The following is a 17,125-nucleotide window of genomic DNA, read 5'->3' as shown; positions in this document are numbered from 1 at the left end:
GCATGAGCCAGGACGATACTCCCGACCTTGCCACGCCGCAGGTGGGCAAGGTGGCACCCGAGGCGGTGGCGCTGCGCGCCCAACCGCGCCCAGTCACGCGCCTGAACCGGCGCACGCTGGCCATCCTAGCCGGCAGCTTGTCGGTTGGCGTGATGGGCGCGCTGATCTGGTCACTGCAACCGCAGCAACGCGGCGCGGGCGAATCCACCGTGCTGTACAACGTGGATCGCGTGTCCAAGTCGGAAGGTTTGGATGCGCTACCGACCGACTATTCCAAACTGCCAGCGCTGCCGCCTGACGTGCCGGAGCTGGGGCCTCCTTTGCCCGGCGACCTGGGGCCAGCCATCGTCAACTCGCAGCAGCCAGTTGCCGCCACCTATGCCGCGCCGGGCTACGACCCTAACGATGCGCTGCGCAAGGAAGCAGAAGCGGCTGCGGCTTCATCGGTGTTCTTTTCCACTGGTTCCACGCAGGCAGCGCCCGTGGCGCAGTCGCAGGTCGCTGCCGCACCAGGCTTCGCTGCCAATGCTGCGTTCGATCCGCTGGCCGCTGGCCCGGCCTCGACGGCGGCCCAGCCCGCTGATCCAACTGCCGTGCAGAACCGGCAAGACCAGAAAGAGGCGTTCCTGACGGGCGGCTCTACGGAAACCCGTAACTCCGGCAACTTGCAAATGCCCACCTCGCCGTATCAGGTGATGGCTGGAACCGTCATAGCCGGAGCTTTGGTGACGGGCATCAAGTCCGACCTGCCGGGCGACGTAATCGCCACGGTGACGGAGCCGATTTACGACACGGCCACTGGCAAGTTCCTGCTGATCCCGCAGGGCTCGCGCATCCTGGGCAAGTACAACAGCCAGGTCAGCTACGGGCAGAGCCGCGTCCAAGTGGTGTGGAACCGCATCATCCTGCCGGACACGTCTTCGCTCACGATTGACAACCTGATCGGCACCGACCCGGCGGGTTATGCCGGTCTGGAAGACGACGTGGACTGGCACTGGGATCGGATCTTTGCTGGTGCCGTGCTGACGACACTGCTGGGTGTGGGAGCCGAACTGGCTGCACCTGAAAACCACCAGGACGGTGATCGCGTCATCATCGCCGGGCGCGACAGCCTGCAGGACACCGTGAACCAAGTCGGCCAGGAAGTGACCCGGCGCAACCTCAACATCCAACCCACGCTGACCAGCCGCCCCGGCTTGCCGGTGCGCATCATCGTAAACCGCGATCTGGTGCTACGGCCTTATCAGCCGCTGTTCTTCAACAAGGGGACTTCACGATGAACACGACCAGGAAACTGCGGCTGGGGCCACTACCCAAGCTCGAAAGCGTCAAGCTGACCTTTGCCTGCCCGGCCAGCTTGAAAGCCGACCTCGACCGCTACGCCGCGTTGCACGCGCAGGCGTATGGCGAGGCGGTCGATGCCACGACGCTGATCCCGCACATGCTGGAGGCGTTCATCGCTGGGGATAGAGGATTCAGGAAGGGTAGTGCGGGTAAGGTCGCGCCACCAAAACCAAGCTGATGATCCGCAGTAACCAAGCAGGCCACCCCTTGAACGCTGCGCGTTCTTCGTTCTGGGGTGCCGCGAACGATTGGACTATGATGGCCGAACAAGCCCGCCATCCCTTGGCAATCGTCACCGCCACAGCGCGACCCGGCTTGCTTTCTCAAGGCTCCTATGTGGCTCCCAGCCCACAACGCCGCCTCCACGGCAAGCGGCACGAAACAGAGCTAACCTATTGCCCCGTATATGGTTTCAAGCCCGCCGTGTTTCCACGAAAGGCTTGACACTGGACATTTTTTATGGCGTGCCATCCTTGGCCGCCACCCTTACGGGCCGTTGCTGATACAACGTTAAAAATTTCTCCCGGAAATTTTTTAACATCAGCGAGGTTCTGTCTGATTACGCTGCCGAAAAAGACGACAGGTGATTAACGTAACAGCAGATAAATCGTTTCTTCGCCCCGGACGATATTCAAAGCCAGAACGGAAGGTTTCGCTTCCAGCAGCTTGCGCAACTGCGTGATGTTTTCAATACGCTCACGGTTCACGCCGATGATGATATCGCCTTTCTGCAGACCAACCTGCGCCGCAGGTGTGTCTTTGGCGACGTTATCAATCTGTACGCCCTTGCTGCCGTCTTTCAATTGGCCATTGGTCAGAGACGCGCCCTGCAATGACGGTGAAAGTGTTTCGGCGCTGGTTGACGCTGATGAGCTGTTATCCAACACGACGGACACTTCCTGCGGTTTGCCATCACGCAGCAGGCCGATTTTCACGGTCTTGCCCGGCGCGGTAGTGCCGACTTTCGCCCGCAATTCCGCAAAGCTGCTGATCGGTTTACCATCCAGCGTCGTCAACACGTCGCCCGCCTTGATACCCGCTTTCGCGGCGGCAGATTTCGGTAAGACTTCGCTGACGAAGGCACCGCGTTGTGCATCGACGTTGAAGGCTTTCGCCATCTCAGACGTCATTTCGCTGCCTTTAATACCCAGCAGCCCGCGTTTGACCTCGCCAAATTCAACCAGCTGCTGTGCCAGATTCTGAGCCATGTTGCTGGGGATAGCGAAACCGATACCGATGTTCCCGCCGCCCGGCGCCAGAATCGCCGTGTTAATACCGATCAGCTCACCGTTGAGGTTAACCAACGCACCGCCGGAGTTACCACGGTTGATAGACGCATCGGTCTGGATGAAGTTTTCCAACCCTTCCAGATTCAGCCCGCTACGCCCCAGTGCAGAGATGATGCCGGATGTCGCTGTCTGACCAAGGCCGAATGGGTTACCCACGGCAACGGCGAAATCACCGACGCGGAGTTGATCGGAGTCAGCCATTTTCACTGCGACCAGATTCTTGGCGTCATTCAGCTGTAGCAGGGCGATATCGGTTTGCTCGTCGCGACCAATCAGTTTTGCTTCATACTCACGCCCGTCATTGAGCTGGACGCGAATTTTGTCGGCGTTATTGATGACGTGATTATTGGTGAGCACGTAACCTTTTGCGGCATCAATAATGACGCCAGAGCCCAATCCTTCAAACGGACGAGAGCTTTGTTTGTCCGTTGGGAAGTTCGGGCCAAAGAAGAACTTGAACTCCTCCGGTACGCGCTGGCGCTGTACCTGTGTACCTTCAACATGCACGCTGACGACGGCTGGCAAGACTTTTTCCAGCATCGGGGCCAGGCTTGGCGTCTGTTGACCTTGTACCACGGCAGGCAACGCAGCATTCGCTACGGGAAGCGTGGACAGGGTCAAACCTATACTCATTGCCAGTGCACTAAATAATAATGATGTTTTTTTCATTGTTATTAACTCTCTCACGGCCTGCGGATGAATAAAACGATGATATATAAACTTAAAGACACGGTGAAGAGTCAGACTGGCGATCAATGTGTAAAGTTCACTGCTGTTTCGTCAGCAGATTGTAACTATCGCTTTTATACAACGTGTTACCGAACGGTGGTGTTATCGAACGATGGCAGCCTACGGTGCGCGTCTTAAACGGACAAACGCTTTAAGCGTAGAGCATAGGAAGGGAAAACGTGAGGCCAGAAAGCCTCACGCTGGAGGAGACTGAATTATTTGCGAATCGGGCGTTCGCCCCGCAGCAGGCCTGATGCACCGTCGGAATAATCACGCGGTGGCATGTTCACCGGAGCCTGATCGTTATCCGCTTCGGATTCGGTCAGACGATATTTAAACGGATTATCCTGGCCGGGAACGTTAGGTAACAGGTTATTGGAGCTTTTCGCCATGTGCTGATAAAGCTGACGATAATCATCCGCCATGTTATCCAATAGCTCCGCACTGCGGGCGAAGTGACCCACCAATTCCTGACGATAGTCTTCCAGTTCGGTTTTGCTTTTCTCCAGCTCATTCTGCAATACCTGCTGTTGCCGCAGCTTACGGTTACCAAAGCGCATGGCTACAGCACCAATAATAATACCGACTACTAAACCTATCAGCGCATACTCCCAAGTCATAATAGCTCCTATTTTGACGTCGTTGTCCCGTAGGGTTTTTCACTTAATAATAGTCACTATAACCGTTAACCTTGCCTGAGTGGAATCCTGATACTCGATGACGGAAGGGAATGTTGACCCACCGCAGACATCAAGGTTGTTAACTGCGACGATTACGGCTTAAATCGACGGCAACACACAGCAAAACACGACTAACTTTTTTCTCAGGGATTGCGATGGCTACTCCACAGACAACACGGCAGCAAACAACACCCTTGGCACTTTATCAGCAGGCGCTTTCCGCTGGTGAATATCAGCCGGATGAGGTGCAGCGGCAAACGGTTGTGCGCCTGGAAGCGATACATCAGGCGCTATGCGAACGTGCTGCTGATGATAATGCAGGGGCATCCGGCCGCGTGGGAAAATGGCGTAGCTGGCTTGGGCTACGTGAGAAACGTGAATCTGCGCCAGTTCAAGGGTTGTATATGTGGGGCGGCGTCGGACGCGGTAAAACCTGGCTGATGGATATGTTTTTTCACAGCTTGCCCGCTGAGCGCAAAATGCGCCTGCATTTTCATCGTTTTATGCTGCGCGTGCATGAAGAACTTAACCAGTTTCAGGGACAGGAAAATCCGCTGGAAAAAGTGGCTGATGGGTTCAAAGCTGAAACTGATGTGCTGTGTTTCGATGAATTTTTCGTTTCTGACATTACCGATGCGATGTTGCTGGCTGAACTACTGCGGGCGCTGTTTGCTCGTGGCATCGCGCTGGTGGCGACGTCGAATATTCCGCCAGACGATCTCTATCGCAATGGATTACAACGCGCCCGTTTTCTTCCTGCGATTGAGCTGATTAAACAGCACTGTGAAGTGCGTAATGTCGATGCAGGTATCGATTATCGTTTGCGCACACTGACACAGGCACACCTTTATCTGTCTCCGTTGAATGAAGAGACTGAGGCCACGATGCAGCAGATGTTTACCCGCCTGACGGGGAAACGCTGGCAGACGCCGGGGCCGGTGCTGGAGATCAATCATCGCCCGTTGGCGACACTCGGTGTGAGTGAGGGCGTGCTGGCGGTTGATTTCCACACGCTGTGTACTGAAGCGCGCAGCCAGAATGATTACATCGCGCTTTCGCGTCTCTACCACACGATGCTGCTGCACAATGTGACCGTGATGGAAACGAAGGAAGAAAACACCGCCCGCCGTTTTCTGGCGCTGGTGGATGAGTGCTACGAGCGTCGCATCAAATTGATTATTTCTGCCCAGGCATCCATGTTTGAGATTTATCAGGGAGAACACCTGAAATTTGAATATCAGCGCTGTCTGTCCCGTTTGCAGGAAATGCAGAGTGAAGAGTACTTACGACAGCCACATTTGGCATAACGCAGGCTGCGGTTTTTTAGTCATTTGCGTGTGAAAAAAGGTCGATCTTTGGGAATGACTTCTCTATAATCTTGCGACCCCACGTTACAACAAAGTTTTTTTCCCAAAAACTTTATAGTGCCGGCAATGGCTATTCGAAGGGGTAGGTTTGCTGGACTTGATGGTCGTGTGAGCCTCAACTGTTTTTGAGCGTTTGGGTGTTCACCAACGTGTAACTAATTATTGGGTAAGCTTTTAATGAAAACTTTTACAGCTAAACCAGAAACCGTAAAACGCGACTGGTACGTTGTTGATGCGAACGGTAAAACTTTAGGCCGTCTCGCTACTGAACTGGCTCGTCGTCTGCGCGGCAAGCATAAAGCGGAATACACCCCGCACGTTGATACAGGTGATTACATCATCGTTCTGAACGCTGACAAAGTTGCTGTAACTGGCAACAAGCGTAACGACAAGATTTATTATCACCACACCGGCCACATCGGTGGTATCAAACAAGCGACCTTTGAAGAGATGATTGCCCGCCGTCCTGAGCGTGTGATTGAAATCGCGGTTAAAGGCATGCTGCCGAAGGGCCCGTTGGGTCGTGCTATGTTCCGTAAACTGAAAGTTTACGCGGGCACCGAGCACAATCACGCGGCACAGCAACCGCAAGTTCTGGACATTTAATCGGGATTATAGGCAATGGCTGAAAATCAATACTACGGCACTGGTCGCCGCAAAAGCTCCGCCGCTCGCGTGTTCATCAAACCGGGCAACGGTAACATCGTTATCAACCAGCGTAGTCTGGAACAGTACTTCGGTCGCGAAACTGCCCGCATGGTAGTTCGTCAGCCGCTGGAACTGGTCGACATGGTTGAGAAACTGGATCTGTACATCACTGTTAAAGGTGGTGGTATCTCTGGTCAGGCTGGTGCGATCCGTCACGGTATCACCCGCGCTCTGATGGAGTATGATGAGTCTCTGCGTGGCGAACTGCGTAAAGCAGGTTTCGTTACTCGTGATGCTCGTCAGGTTGAACGTAAGAAAGTCGGTCTGCGTAAAGCACGTCGTCGTCCTCAGTTCTCCAAGCGTTAATTTCTTGCTGCTTTGCAGCGAAATCAATGCGAAAAACCCGGTGCTGGTCACCGGGTTTTTTATGTCTGAAAAAAAATTCCTCGCAATATACGCTTTGCTTTCCGTATGTTAGCGATGAAATTACGCTTATACCCCCACAAAACGAACAAAATCTGATAAGCTATTCGCCGATTTTATGCCTGTGTGCCAGCTATCTCGTAGCTGCCTAAAACGCCGAATTTTGTCAGGTGACGTTTACACACATTGGCGAGCAGAATTTCGAATAGCGGTTTGCAGGTTACTGACTGCGCGGCTATTCGCCATATTTTCTCGATAAACTTGGAGGTTTTCATGGCTGTCGCTGCCAACAAACGTTCGGTAATGACGCTGTTTTCTGGTCCATCCGACATTTTTAGCCATCAGGTCCGCATCGTATTGGCGGAAAAAGGTGTGAGTGTCGAGATTGAGCAGGTAGACATGGATAATCTGCCTCAGGATCTTATTGACCTCAATCCTTACGGTTCCGTGCCAACGCTGGTCGATCGTGAACTGACGCTCTATGAATCACGCATTATCATGGAGTATCTGGATGAACGTTTTCCTCATCCGCCGTTAATGCCTGTCTACCCGGTAGCTCGCGGTAACAGCCGCCTGATGATGCATCGCATTGAGAGCGACTGGTATTCTTTATTGAAGAAAATTACCCATGGCAGTGCGCAGGAAGCGGACGCGGCGCGTAAGCAACTGCGTGAAGAGCTGCTGGCTATTGCTCCGGTGTTTAACGAAGCACCTTATTTCATGAGCGAAGAGTTCAGTCTGGTGGATTGCTATCTGGCTCCGCTGCTGTGGCGTTTGCCGCAGTTAGGCATTGAACTGAGTGGTTCGGGCGCGAAAGAACTGAAAGGCTACATGACTCGCGTCTTTGAGCGTGATGCGTTCCTGGCTTCCCTGACGGAAGTGGAACGTGAAATGCGTTTGCAAACCCGAGGTTAAACCGTATGGCGTTGTCTCAACTGTCTCCGCGTCGTCCGTATTTATTACGGGCTTTTTATGATTGGTTGCTGGATAACCAATTAACGCCTCATCTGGTGGTAGATGTCACTCTGCCGGGTGTTATGGTGCCGATGGAGTTCGCCCGTGACGGCCAGATCGTGCTGAATATCGCACCGCGCGCTGTTGGCGGCCTTGAGTTAGCTGATGACAGCGTTCGTTTCAATGCCCGTTTTGGCGGCGTACCGCGCCAGGTCTACGTGCCGATGGCGGCCGTAATGGCGATTTATGCGCGTGAGAACGGGGCTGGAACGATGTTTGAGCCTGAACCTGCTTACGAAGAATCCGCAGGCGAATTTGAAGACTTCCAGGAAGGCGCCCCTTCAGGGACAGTGATGTCGATTGTCGATAGCTCGCCTGATTCTGAAGCCCCTGACGGTGGCTCTGGTTCTGATGATGAACCGCCACAGCCGCCTAAAGGTGGCAGGCCATCGCTGCGGGTGGTTAAATAAGTCATTTTCAAGGGCACCACTGCGGTGCCCTTTCTTATTTTTCGTGTTGCTAGCTGAAAATAGTGTTAACTGAAATTGCCCTTAACTGAATACCATTCCGCCATCAATCAATAGCGATTGCCCCGTCATATAGTCAGAATCGTGGCTGGCCAGATAGGATACGCAGGCAGCGACATCTTCTGGTTCAGAAAGGCGACCCAGCGTAATACGTTTGGCGAATTCTTCTGTCGCATAGCCACGCGGTTTCCCTGCGGATTCGGAGATCTTCCGATCGATTTCATCCCACATTGGCGTTTTTACGATACCCGGGCAGTAACCGTTGACCGTGATGCCCAACGGCGCTAAATCGCGTGCGGCAGTTTGTGTCAGGCCACGAACCGCAAATTTACTTGAGCTGTAGACGGCGAGTTCAGGGTTGCCCACATGTCCGGCCTGCGAACAGGCGTTGATGATTTTTCCGCCGTGACCCAGGGATTTAAAGGCGTCGAGCGCAGCCTGAATCCCCCAGATAACGCCTTTGACGTTGATGTTATAAACGCGATCGATGACTTCCGGCGTGATGTCTTCAATCAGCGTTGAAGGGGCAACGCCAGCGTTATTGACGATGACGTTAAAGTCACCAAAGCGCTTTTTAGCTGCGGCAACGGCTGCGAAAACGGCCTCACGATCCGCGACGTCTGCCTGTAATGCGATAGCCTGTCCGCCAGCTTTTTCGATTTCTTGCGCCACACTGTGCGCGGTTTCCTGATTGTAATCCACGATGGCGACGGCAAAACCGTCTGCCGCCAGTCTGAGAGCAATAGCACGGCCAATACCTTGACCAGCACCTGTTACAAGGGCCACTTCGACTGCCATAGTTCCTTCCTCCTTAATGAAATCCAATCTCAATAAAGACAAATCAATGTCGGAGGTAAGTGTAGGCCTTTAGCGTGATATTGCAGGATTTATTACGAAAAATTCTTTAGGGGTGAGTGTAAAGTTAAAGTTTTTATTGGACTTTCTGGTGTGATATTCCGAAGGGGAATGGAGCGGTTGCCATTGGCTGATACGGAGCAGATTACTTCCGCGTCTGAGCACGACGTTTAGGGAAAGGTAGAGTGAAAGTGGATCACTGTCCGACTTCCTGAGAATAAGGGAAAGAGCGTAGATAACCTATGCTATAACCGAACCTGGCAGTGATATACCTTGTTAGGGTATTGCGATTCGAACACGCAGAAAATCAGGAGAGGGTCTATGCATCAAGGTCGTTGTTTATGTGGCGGCGTAACGATTTCCACGGCGCATTCGGTCCGGGACGTTGCTGCCTGTCACTGTGGAATGTGCCAGACGTGGGGCGGTGGGCCGCTCATGGCGGTTGAATGTACCGATCCGGCGATTGAGATAGAAGGCGAGGAGAATATTACGGTCTGGCCGTCATCGGAATGGGCCGAGCGCGGTTTTTGCCGCGTATGCGGAACACATCTGTTCTACCGATTGCGTGGCGGTGATGCCTACCATATTCCGGCGGGTTTCTTTGCCGACGAGACGGATAAGAAGCTGATATCGCAGATTTATATTGATAAGAAACCGGGCTACTACTCATTTGTTGAGAAGACGCCGACGCTGACTGAGCAGGATATTATCGCGCTTTATGCAGGTAAAGATTGAATACTGAGGTTACGGTGGGAAAAGAAAAGGGCAGCCAGCGCTGCCCTTAAGAGAAGTGAGTCGTTCTTACACTTCCAGATAGTTCATGATGCCGTCAGCGGCTTTACGGCCTTCTGCGATGGCGGTAACCACCAGATCGGAACCGCGTACTGCATCGCCACCCGCAAAAATTTTCGGGTTGCTGGTCTGGAAGGCGTTATCGCAGCTTTCCGGTGCGACAATACGACCTTGATCGTCCAGCTTGACGTCATGTTCTGCCAGCCACGCCATTTTGTGCGGACGGAAGCCGAACGCCATGATGACCGCATCGGCTTCCAGAACGTGCTCGGAACCTTCAACGATTTCAGGACGACGACGCCCGTTGGCATCCGGCGCACCCAGTGCGGTACGCGCCATTTTCACGCCGCATACTTTGCCAGCGCCGTTGATCTCGACGCTTAACGGTTGCAGGTTGAACTTGAACTCGACGCCTTCTTCACGCGCGTTTTTCACTTCGCGTTTGGAACCCGGCATGTTCTCTTCATCACGACGATAGGCACAGGTAACGTGCGTTGAACCCTGACGAATCGAGGTACGCACGCAGTCCATCGCGGTGTCACCACCGCCCAGCACGACAACGCGTTTACCTTGCATGCTGACGTAAGGCTCGTCTGCTGCGGCCTCAAAGCCCATCAGTTGCTTGGTGTTGGCAATCAGGAACGGCAGAGCATCGTAGACACCCTGAGCGTCTTCATTGTCCAATCCACCGCGCATAGACTGATAGGTGCCGACGCCGAGGAATACGGCATCGTATTCGTCCAGCAGCGCTTTCATCTGCACGTCTTTGCCGACTTCGGTGTTCAGGCGGAATTCGATGCCCATCTCGGTGAAAATCTCACGACGTTTCACCATCACCTCTTTTTCCAGTTTGAAAGAGGGGATACCGAAGGTCAGCAGGCCACCGATCTCAGGATGACGATCGAAGACGACGGCCTGTACGCCATTGCGCGCCAGTACATCGGCACAGGCCAGCCCTGCCGGGCCAGCACCAATGATAGCCACGCGTTTGCCGGTCGGTTTGACGTTGGCTACGCTTGGCTTCCAGCCCATCTCGATCGCTTTATCATTGATATAGCGTTCGATGTTGCCGATGGTGACTGCGCCGAACTCATCATTCAGCGTACATGACCCTTCACACAGACGATCCTGCGGGCACACGCGACCGCAGACTTCCGGCAGGCTGTTGGTCTGGTGTGATAACTCAGCCGCTTCGATAATGCGGCCTTCGTTCGCCAGCTTCAACCAATTCGGGATGTAGTTATGTACCGGACACTTCCACTCACAGTAAGGGTTACCACACGCCAGGCAGCGGTCTGCCTGAGCTTTGGACTGGCTTTCTGAGAACGGCTCGTAGATCTCAACAAATTCAATTTTACGAATTTTCAGCGGTTTCTTGGGCGGATCAACGCGCTGTAAGTCGATAAACTGGTAAACATTCTGACTCATGATGACCTCTTACTGCGCCTGAACCCGCAGCTCGGCTGCGGAACGACTACGGTGACCCAACAATGCCTTCACATCACTTGACTTCGGTTTCACCAGAGCAAACTTCGGTGCCCAGGTCGGCCAGTTAGCGAGGATCTCTTCTCCGCGGTGTGAACCAGTATTCTGTACATGCTCGGTGATCAGGCCACGCAGATGCTCTTCGTGAATTGCCAGCTCTTCCACATCCAGCACCTCTACCAGTTCCGGGTTAACGCGTTTGCGGAATTCACCGTCTTCATCCAGCACGTAGGCGAACCCGCCGGTCATGCCTGCGCCAAAGTTCACACCGGTACGACCCAACACGCAGACGATACCGCCCGTCATGTACTCACAGCCGTTATCGCCGATGCCTTCTACCACGGTGATACAGCCGGAGTTACGCACGGCGAAACGCTCACCTGCGCGGCCTGCGGCAAACAGCTTACCGCCGGTAGCACCGTAGAGGCAGGTGTTACCAATAATGCTGGCTTCGTGGCTGCGGAAGGCTGAACCCACCGGAGGGCGCACGGAAATGCTGCCGCCCGCCATGCCTTTGCCCACGTAGTCGTTGGCATCGCCGGTTAATTTCAGTTCTACGCCACCTGCGTTCCAGACGCCAAAGCTCTGCCCTGCGGTACCGGAGAAGTAGGCTTTGATCGGATCGCCAGCCAGCCCTTGATCGCCATGTTTCTCGGCAATTGCACCGGATAGCGTCGCGCCGACAGAACGATCGGTATTGCGGATATCGAAGTAGAGTGCTTTGCCCTGTTTCGAATCGATGTGCGGCTGTGCCTGTGCCAGCAGCTCTTTGTTCAGCAAGCCTTTATCGAACGACAGATTGCTTTCAGTGCAGTACAGCGCTTTACCCGGCTGAGGCTGTGCAGCGTGCAGCAGCGGAGACAGATCCAGTTTGTTCTGTTTAGCGCTGAAACCGTCCAGCTCGACCAGCAAGTCGGTGCGGCCAATCAGATCCACCAGACGGCTGACGCCCAACTCTGCCATCAGCACGCGGGTTTCGTGTGCGATGAACTGGAAGTAGTTGGTCACACGCTCAGGCAGGCCGTGATAGTGATCGCGGCGCAGTTTCTCATCCTGCGTCGCAACGCCTGTCGCACAGTTATTCAGGTGGCAGATACGCAGGTATTTACAGCCCAGCGCGACCATCGGTCCGGTGCCGAAGCCAAAGCTTTCCGCACCCAGAATCGCCGCTTTGACGATATCCAGACCTGTTTTCAGACCACCGTCCACCTGCAGGCGGATTTTGTGGCGCAGACCGTTGGATACCAAAGCCTGCTGTGTTTCTACCAGACCCAGTTCCCACGGGCAGCCCGCGTATTTCACGGAGGACAGCGGGCTAGCACCCGTGCCGCCGTCGTAACCGGCGATGGTGATCAGGTCGGCATACGCTTTGGCAACGCCCGTAGCGATGGTACCAACGCCCGGTTCGGACACCAGTTTTACCGAAATCATCGCTTTCGGGTTAACCTGCTTCAGATCGAAAATCAGCTGAGCCAGGTCTTCGATAGAGTAAATATCATGGTGTGGCGGAGGTGAAATCAGCGTCACGCCCGGCACGGAATAGCGCAGACGGGCAATGTACGGCGTAACTTTATCACCCGGTAACTGACCGCCTTCGCCCGGTTTCGCACCTTGTGCCACTTTAATCTGAATTACATCGGCGTTGACCAGATAGGCTGGTGTCACGCCAAAGCGACCAGAAGCAACCTGCTTGATACGGGACACTTTATTGGTGCCGTAACGCGCGGGATCTTCACCACCTTCACCGGAGTTGGAGAAACCGCCCAGCCCGTTCATCGCTTCTGCCAGAGATTCATGCGCTTCTGGGCTGAGTGCACCGATAGACATGGCTGCGGTATCGAAACGTTTGAACATTTCAGATGCAGGTTCAACGCTGTCGATAGCGATGGCTGCGCCTTCTTGTGGTTTCAGCGCCAGCAGGTCGCGTAATGTGGCCGCCGGGCGCTCGTTAACCAGTTTGGCGTATTGCTCGTAATCGCTGTACTCCCCGGTTTTCACCGCGGTTTGCAGCGTGGTAACCACATCCGGGTTGTAGGCATGGTACTCGCCGCCGTGAACAAACTTCAGCAGGCCGCCCTGTTCCAGTGTTTTGCGCTTCAGCCAGGCACGCTTGGACAGATTCAGCAGATCCTGTTCGAAGTCGCTGTAGTTTGCACCGCCGATGCGGCTGACGACGCCCAGGAAGCATTGCGTCGACACATCTTTATGCAGGCCCACAGCTTCAAACAGCTTGGAGCAGCGATAAGACGCAATCGTCGAGATGCCCATTTTGGACATAATTTTGTACAGGCCTTTGTTGATGCCGTTACGGTAGTTCAGCATCACGGCGCGGTAAGGTTTGTCGATGGTGTGGTTATCCACCATCCGCGCCAGCGTTTCGTAGGCGAGGTAAGGGTAGATAGCCGTCGCACCAAAGCCTAACAGCACGGCGAAGTGGTGAGGGTCACGTGCACTGGCGGTTTCAACAATGATGTTGGCATCACAGCGCAGGCTCTTTTCCACCAGACGGCGCTGAACGGCACCCACAGCCATCGGCGCAGGGACAGGCAGGCGTGATTCACTAATGCCACGGTCAGACAGCACCAGCAGAACGGCACCGTCTCTGACTTTGCTTTCTGCTTCGTCACACAGTTTTTCGATGGTCTGTTGCAGCGTTTGCTGCGACGGATCAAACGTCAGATCCAGCGTGTCGGCGCGATAGTGCAGTTCATCCTGCGACGTCAGCTGTGTGAAGTCGGAGTAAAGCAGGATCGGCGATTTAAAGCTCAGACGGTGAGCCTGGCCTTCCGCTTCACAGAAGACGTTCATTTCGCGGCCAATGCTGGTCGCCAATGACATCACATGTGCTTCACGCAGCGGGTCGATCGGCGGGTTGGTGACCTGCGCGAACTGCTGGCGGAAGTAGTCATAAATGATTCGTGGACGGCTCGACAGCACGGCGAACGGCGTGTCATCACCCATGGAACCGGTCGCTTCCTGACCGTTTTCGCCCAGTACGCGAATGACCTGATCCAGCTCTTCACTGCTGTAGCCGTACTGTTTCTGGTAGGTTTCCAGCAGATCGTCGTTGAATTCACGGCTGCCGACCTGATCGTCCGGCAACTCTTCAAACGGCACGAGGCGCTTAACGTTTTTCTCCATCCACTCTTTGTAAGGATGGCGGCTTTTCAGGTCGTTATCGGTTTCGGCAGAGTGCAGGATACGGCCGCTGCGGGTGTCGATCACCATCAGTTCGCCCGGACCAACGCGGCCTTTTTCAACCACTTCATCCGGCTGATAATCCCAGATACCGACTTCAGATGCGCAGGTGATCAGCTTGTCTTTGGTGATGACGTAGCGCGCAGGGCGCAGGCCGTTACGATCCAGGTTACAAGCGGCATAGCGCCCGTCGGACATCACGATACCGGCCGGGCCATCCCACGGCTCCATGTGCATGGAGTTAAAATCGAAGAAGGCGCGCAGTTCAGGATCCATATCTGGGTTGTTCTGCCAGGCTGGCGGAACCAGCAGGCGCATGGCGCGGATGATATCCATCCCGCCGCTCAGGAACAGTTCCAGCATGTTATCCAGCGAGCTGGAGTCAGAACCGGTTTCGTTGACGAACGGCGCGGCATCCTGCAAGTCTGGGATCAGCGGGGTTTTGAATTTGTAAGCACGCGCGCGTGCCCATTGGCGGTTACCGGCGATGGTGTTGATTTCGCCGTTGTGCGCCAGATAGCGGAACGGCTGCGCCAGTGGCCAGCGTGGCACGGTGTTGGTTGAGAAACGCTGGTGGAACAGACAGATCGAAGATTCCAGACGTAGGTCAGCCAGATCGAGGTAGAAGCGCGGCAAATCCGCCGGCATACACAGACCTTTATAGATCGTGACAAGATTGGAGAAGCTACAGACGTAGAAGTCTTTATCTTCGATGCGCTTTTCGATACGGCGGCGCGCCATGAACAGACGGCGTTCCATATCACGTTGACGCCAGCCAGCGGGGGCGTTAACGAAAATTTGCTCAATACGCGGCATGGATGACAGGGCAATTTCACCCAGTACATCCGGGTTGGTTGGCACTTCACGCCAGCCCAGTACGGACAGCGTTTCGTTCTGCAACTCTTCTTCTACAATCCGACGCGTGGCGCGAGCCAGCTCTTCGTCCTGATTGAGAAACATCATGCCAACGGCGTAGTTTTTGGCTAAGCGCCAGCCATGCTCTTCCGCGACCAGACGAAAGAAACGATCGGGCTTCTGAAGTAATAAACCGCAGCCGTCGCCAGTCTTGCCGTCAGCAAGGATTGCGCCACGGTGCTGCATGCGTGCGAGTGCGTGAATCGCGGTACGCACTACTTTGTGGCTCGGCTCACCTTCTATATGGGCGATTAATCCGAAACCACAGTTATCTCTCTCTTGGGATGCATCGTACAACATATTAGTGAACCTCCCCAGGCTCTGTGTGACTCTCACAACCTACTGCGAGAAAGCACCGTGGCGTTGAGCGGCTAGTATTACGCTCTCTTCTTCGGCCTCTCGTGACGGTCTCACAAGTGGTAAATGACTTGTTTTTAGAGGGAGTCTTCATTTACTGCATAAATATGACGAATCATGGACCCGTCAGGAAAGCTTCCAGCGGATTCCCAAATTAGCGAGAAACCCTGTTCAGGTCAAATACCAGTGCAAAATGTGCTGATAAACGATAATTTTTAATTATACCTATGAAACATAATGATTTTTTTAGAAAAACTATCTCGGGAAGTGAATATGGGATTTAATTGAAGTGTGAGCTGTATCACTATACAAAAGCGTGAGAACCCTTATCCATGCTACGTTCTTTCTGCGCTCTAGAATATTCTGCTGTATATGGCTACTTTTAGATTTTATGAAACTATTTTTAAGTATTGCTTCATCTTTTCATTAAGCCTGCATACGGGATAAGAAAAATTAATTAGCACCGACGTGAGTTTATTTTCACTAAAAGCGAATAAAAATGCATTTCATTGGGATGTGTGTGATTGATCGCGGTCATCGCGAAGGGGGCAAGAGAAAGGTAGTCTGCTGTTCCTCAAGGGAGCAGGTTAGAATATGCAATTGCAAAAATTAATCAATATGTTTGGCGGAAATCTTCAACGTCGTTACGGCGAGAAGATCCACAAGCTGACGCTACACGGTGGTTTTAATTGCCCTAACCGTGATGGCACGCTGGGGCGAGGCGGGTGTACGTTTTGTAATGTGGCCTCGTTTGCCGATGAACAGATGCAGCAACGCAGCATCGCGCAGCAGCTGGAAACGCAGGCGGGAAAGGTGAACCGGGCCAAACGCTATCTGGCTTATTTTCAGGCTTATACCAGCACCTATGCCGAAGTTCAGGTTCTGGAAAGCATGTATCAGGAAGCGCTGATGCAGGCCGAAATGGTGGGGCTGTGCGTGGGCACGCGCCCTGACTGCGTGCCTGATGCGGTGCTGGATTTGCTGTCCCGCTATCATGAACAGGGTTACGAGGTCTGGCTGGAACTGGGGCTGCAAAGCGCGTGTGACAAAACGCTGCACCGAATTAATCGCGGACATGATTTCGCCTGCTATCAGGAAACCACACGCCGCGCGCGTGAGCGCGGTCTGAAAGTGTGTAGCCATCTGATTGTCGGTTTACCGGGAGAAGACGCCCAGCGCTGTTTATCGACGCTAGAGCAGGTGGTTGAGACTGGCGTAGAGGGCATTAAGCTTCACCCTCTCCATATCGTGGAAGGCAGCACGATGGCGAAAGCCTGGCGAGCGGGAAGGCTGCCCGAGCTGGCGCTGGATCGCTACGTGGAGACGGCGGGAGAGATGATTCGCCATACGCCGCCGGAGGTGATCTATCACCGCATTTCTGCCAGCGCTCGCCGTCCGACCCTGCTGGCGCCGCTGTGGTGTGAAAACCGCTGGACGGGCATGGTGGAGTTGGATCGCTATCTGCAAACGCACGGCGTACAGGGTTCCGCGCTGGGGACGCCCTACCGCTATGATGAAGTCTGATGTAGCAGACGATACTGGCGGTAGCGGCTGATATATCG

Annotated in this window: 14 protein-coding genes; 9 read left to right on the top strand and 5 right to left on the bottom strand. The window is 54.1% G+C overall.

Going from position 1 to position 17,125, the window contains the following annotated elements; all coding sequences use genetic code 11:
• The first annotated feature begins 2 nt into the window (after nucleotides 1–2).
• Nucleotides 3–1,280, top strand: a complete 1,278-nt coding sequence (locus AB8809_RS21575) for a TrbI/VirB10 family protein (RefSeq protein WP_349856742.1) — start codon at nucleotides 3–5, stop codon at nucleotides 1,278–1,280.
• Nucleotides 1,277–1,522, top strand: coding sequence for a DUF2274 domain-containing protein (locus tag AB8809_RS21570; protein ID WP_349856741.1), 246 nt, complete (start codon nucleotides 1,277–1,279; stop codon nucleotides 1,520–1,522). The genes AB8809_RS21575 and AB8809_RS21570 overlap by 4 nt, the downstream gene beginning before the upstream one ends.
• Before the next feature lie 409 nt (nucleotides 1,523–1,931).
• Here the strand turns inward: AB8809_RS21570 and degQ are convergent, their stop codons facing one another.
• Nucleotides 1,932–3,302, bottom strand: a complete 1,371-nt coding sequence (gene degQ / locus AB8809_RS21565) for a serine endoprotease DegQ (RefSeq protein ID WP_012773009.1) — start codon at nucleotides 3,300–3,302, stop codon at nucleotides 1,932–1,934.
• 275 nt (nucleotides 3,303–3,577) lie between these two features.
• Complete coding sequence (gene zapG / locus AB8809_RS21560) at nucleotides 3,578–3,982, bottom strand: Z-ring associated protein ZapG (RefSeq protein ID WP_005975485.1); 405 nt, start codon at nucleotides 3,980–3,982, stop codon at nucleotides 3,578–3,580.
• A 215-nt stretch (nucleotides 3,983–4,197) separates the two neighbouring features.
• On the opposite strand from zapG, the gene zapE reads away from it, so the two are divergent.
• The 5 genes from zapE to sspB all read left to right on the top strand — a co-directional run bounded on the left by zapE (nucleotide 4,198) and on the right by sspB (nucleotide 7,904).
• Complete coding sequence (gene zapE, locus AB8809_RS21555; protein ID WP_181829980.1) at nucleotides 4,198–5,349, top strand: cell division protein ZapE; 1,152 nt, start codon at nucleotides 4,198–4,200, stop codon at nucleotides 5,347–5,349.
• Between the two features lie 237 nt (nucleotides 5,350–5,586).
• Nucleotides 5,587–6,015: a 50S ribosomal protein L13 gene (gene rplM, locus AB8809_RS21550; protein WP_012773011.1), complete on the top strand. Its 429-nt coding sequence runs from the start codon at nucleotides 5,587–5,589 to the stop codon at nucleotides 6,013–6,015.
• Nucleotides 6,016–6,030: 15 nt separating this feature from the next.
• Entirely contained in the window at nucleotides 6,031–6,423 is a 393-nt protein-coding gene (gene rpsI / locus AB8809_RS21545) for a 30S ribosomal protein S9 (RefSeq protein ID WP_012773012.1), read from the top strand.
• A 330-nt stretch (nucleotides 6,424–6,753) separates the two neighbouring features.
• A complete protein-coding gene (gene sspA / locus AB8809_RS21540; RefSeq protein ID WP_005975503.1) occupies nucleotides 6,754–7,395 on the top strand; it encodes a stringent starvation protein SspA in 642 nt (213 codons plus the stop codon).
• 5 nt (nucleotides 7,396–7,400) lie between these two features.
• Nucleotides 7,401–7,904 (top strand): ClpXP protease specificity-enhancing factor, encoded by a 504-nt coding sequence (sspB, locus tag AB8809_RS21535; RefSeq protein ID WP_012773013.1) that lies wholly within the window; start codon nucleotides 7,401–7,403, stop codon nucleotides 7,902–7,904.
• 81 nt (nucleotides 7,905–7,985) lie between these two features.
• Here sspB and AB8809_RS21530 read toward each other — a convergent pair whose 3' ends face one another.
• Nucleotides 7,986–8,759, bottom strand: coding sequence for a (S)-acetoin forming diacetyl reductase (locus AB8809_RS21530; protein WP_256542524.1), 774 nt, complete (start codon nucleotides 8,757–8,759; stop codon nucleotides 7,986–7,988).
• Between the two features lie 378 nt (nucleotides 8,760–9,137).
• Here AB8809_RS21530 and AB8809_RS21525 point away from each other — a divergent pair, with 378 nt between their 5' ends.
• The gene (locus AB8809_RS21525) at nucleotides 9,138–9,551 is read left to right on the top strand and encodes a GFA family protein (RefSeq protein WP_012773015.1); all 414 of its coding nucleotides are present in this window, start codon (nucleotides 9,138–9,140) and stop codon (nucleotides 9,549–9,551) included.
• 66 nt (nucleotides 9,552–9,617) lie between these two features.
• Here AB8809_RS21525 and AB8809_RS21520 read toward each other — a convergent pair whose 3' ends face one another.
• Both AB8809_RS21520 and gltB read right to left on the bottom strand, forming a co-directional pair.
• On the bottom strand, nucleotides 9,618–11,036 hold the full coding sequence (locus AB8809_RS21520) for a glutamate synthase small subunit (RefSeq protein ID WP_012773016.1): 1,419 nt from the start codon (nucleotides 11,034–11,036) through the stop codon (nucleotides 9,618–9,620).
• 9 nt (nucleotides 11,037–11,045) lie between these two features.
• The gene (gene gltB / locus AB8809_RS21515; RefSeq protein ID WP_180778484.1) at nucleotides 11,046–15,506 is read right to left on the bottom strand and encodes a glutamate synthase large subunit; all 4,461 of its coding nucleotides are present in this window, start codon (nucleotides 15,504–15,506) and stop codon (nucleotides 11,046–11,048) included.
• 651 nt (nucleotides 15,507–16,157) lie between these two features.
• On the opposite strand from gltB, the gene AB8809_RS21510 reads away from it, so the two are divergent.
• Entirely contained in the window at nucleotides 16,158–17,087 is a 930-nt protein-coding gene (locus tag AB8809_RS21510; protein WP_349856740.1) for a TIGR01212 family radical SAM protein, read from the top strand.
• The last annotated feature ends 38 nt before the right edge of the window (nucleotides 17,088–17,125 follow it).

Origin of the sequence: Pectobacterium aroidearum (genome assembly GCF_041228105.1) — a bacterium.
Lineage (GTDB): Bacteria > Pseudomonadota > Gammaproteobacteria > Enterobacterales > Enterobacteriaceae > Pectobacterium > Pectobacterium aroidearum.
This window is presented reverse-complemented; position numbering and strand designations above follow the sequence as displayed.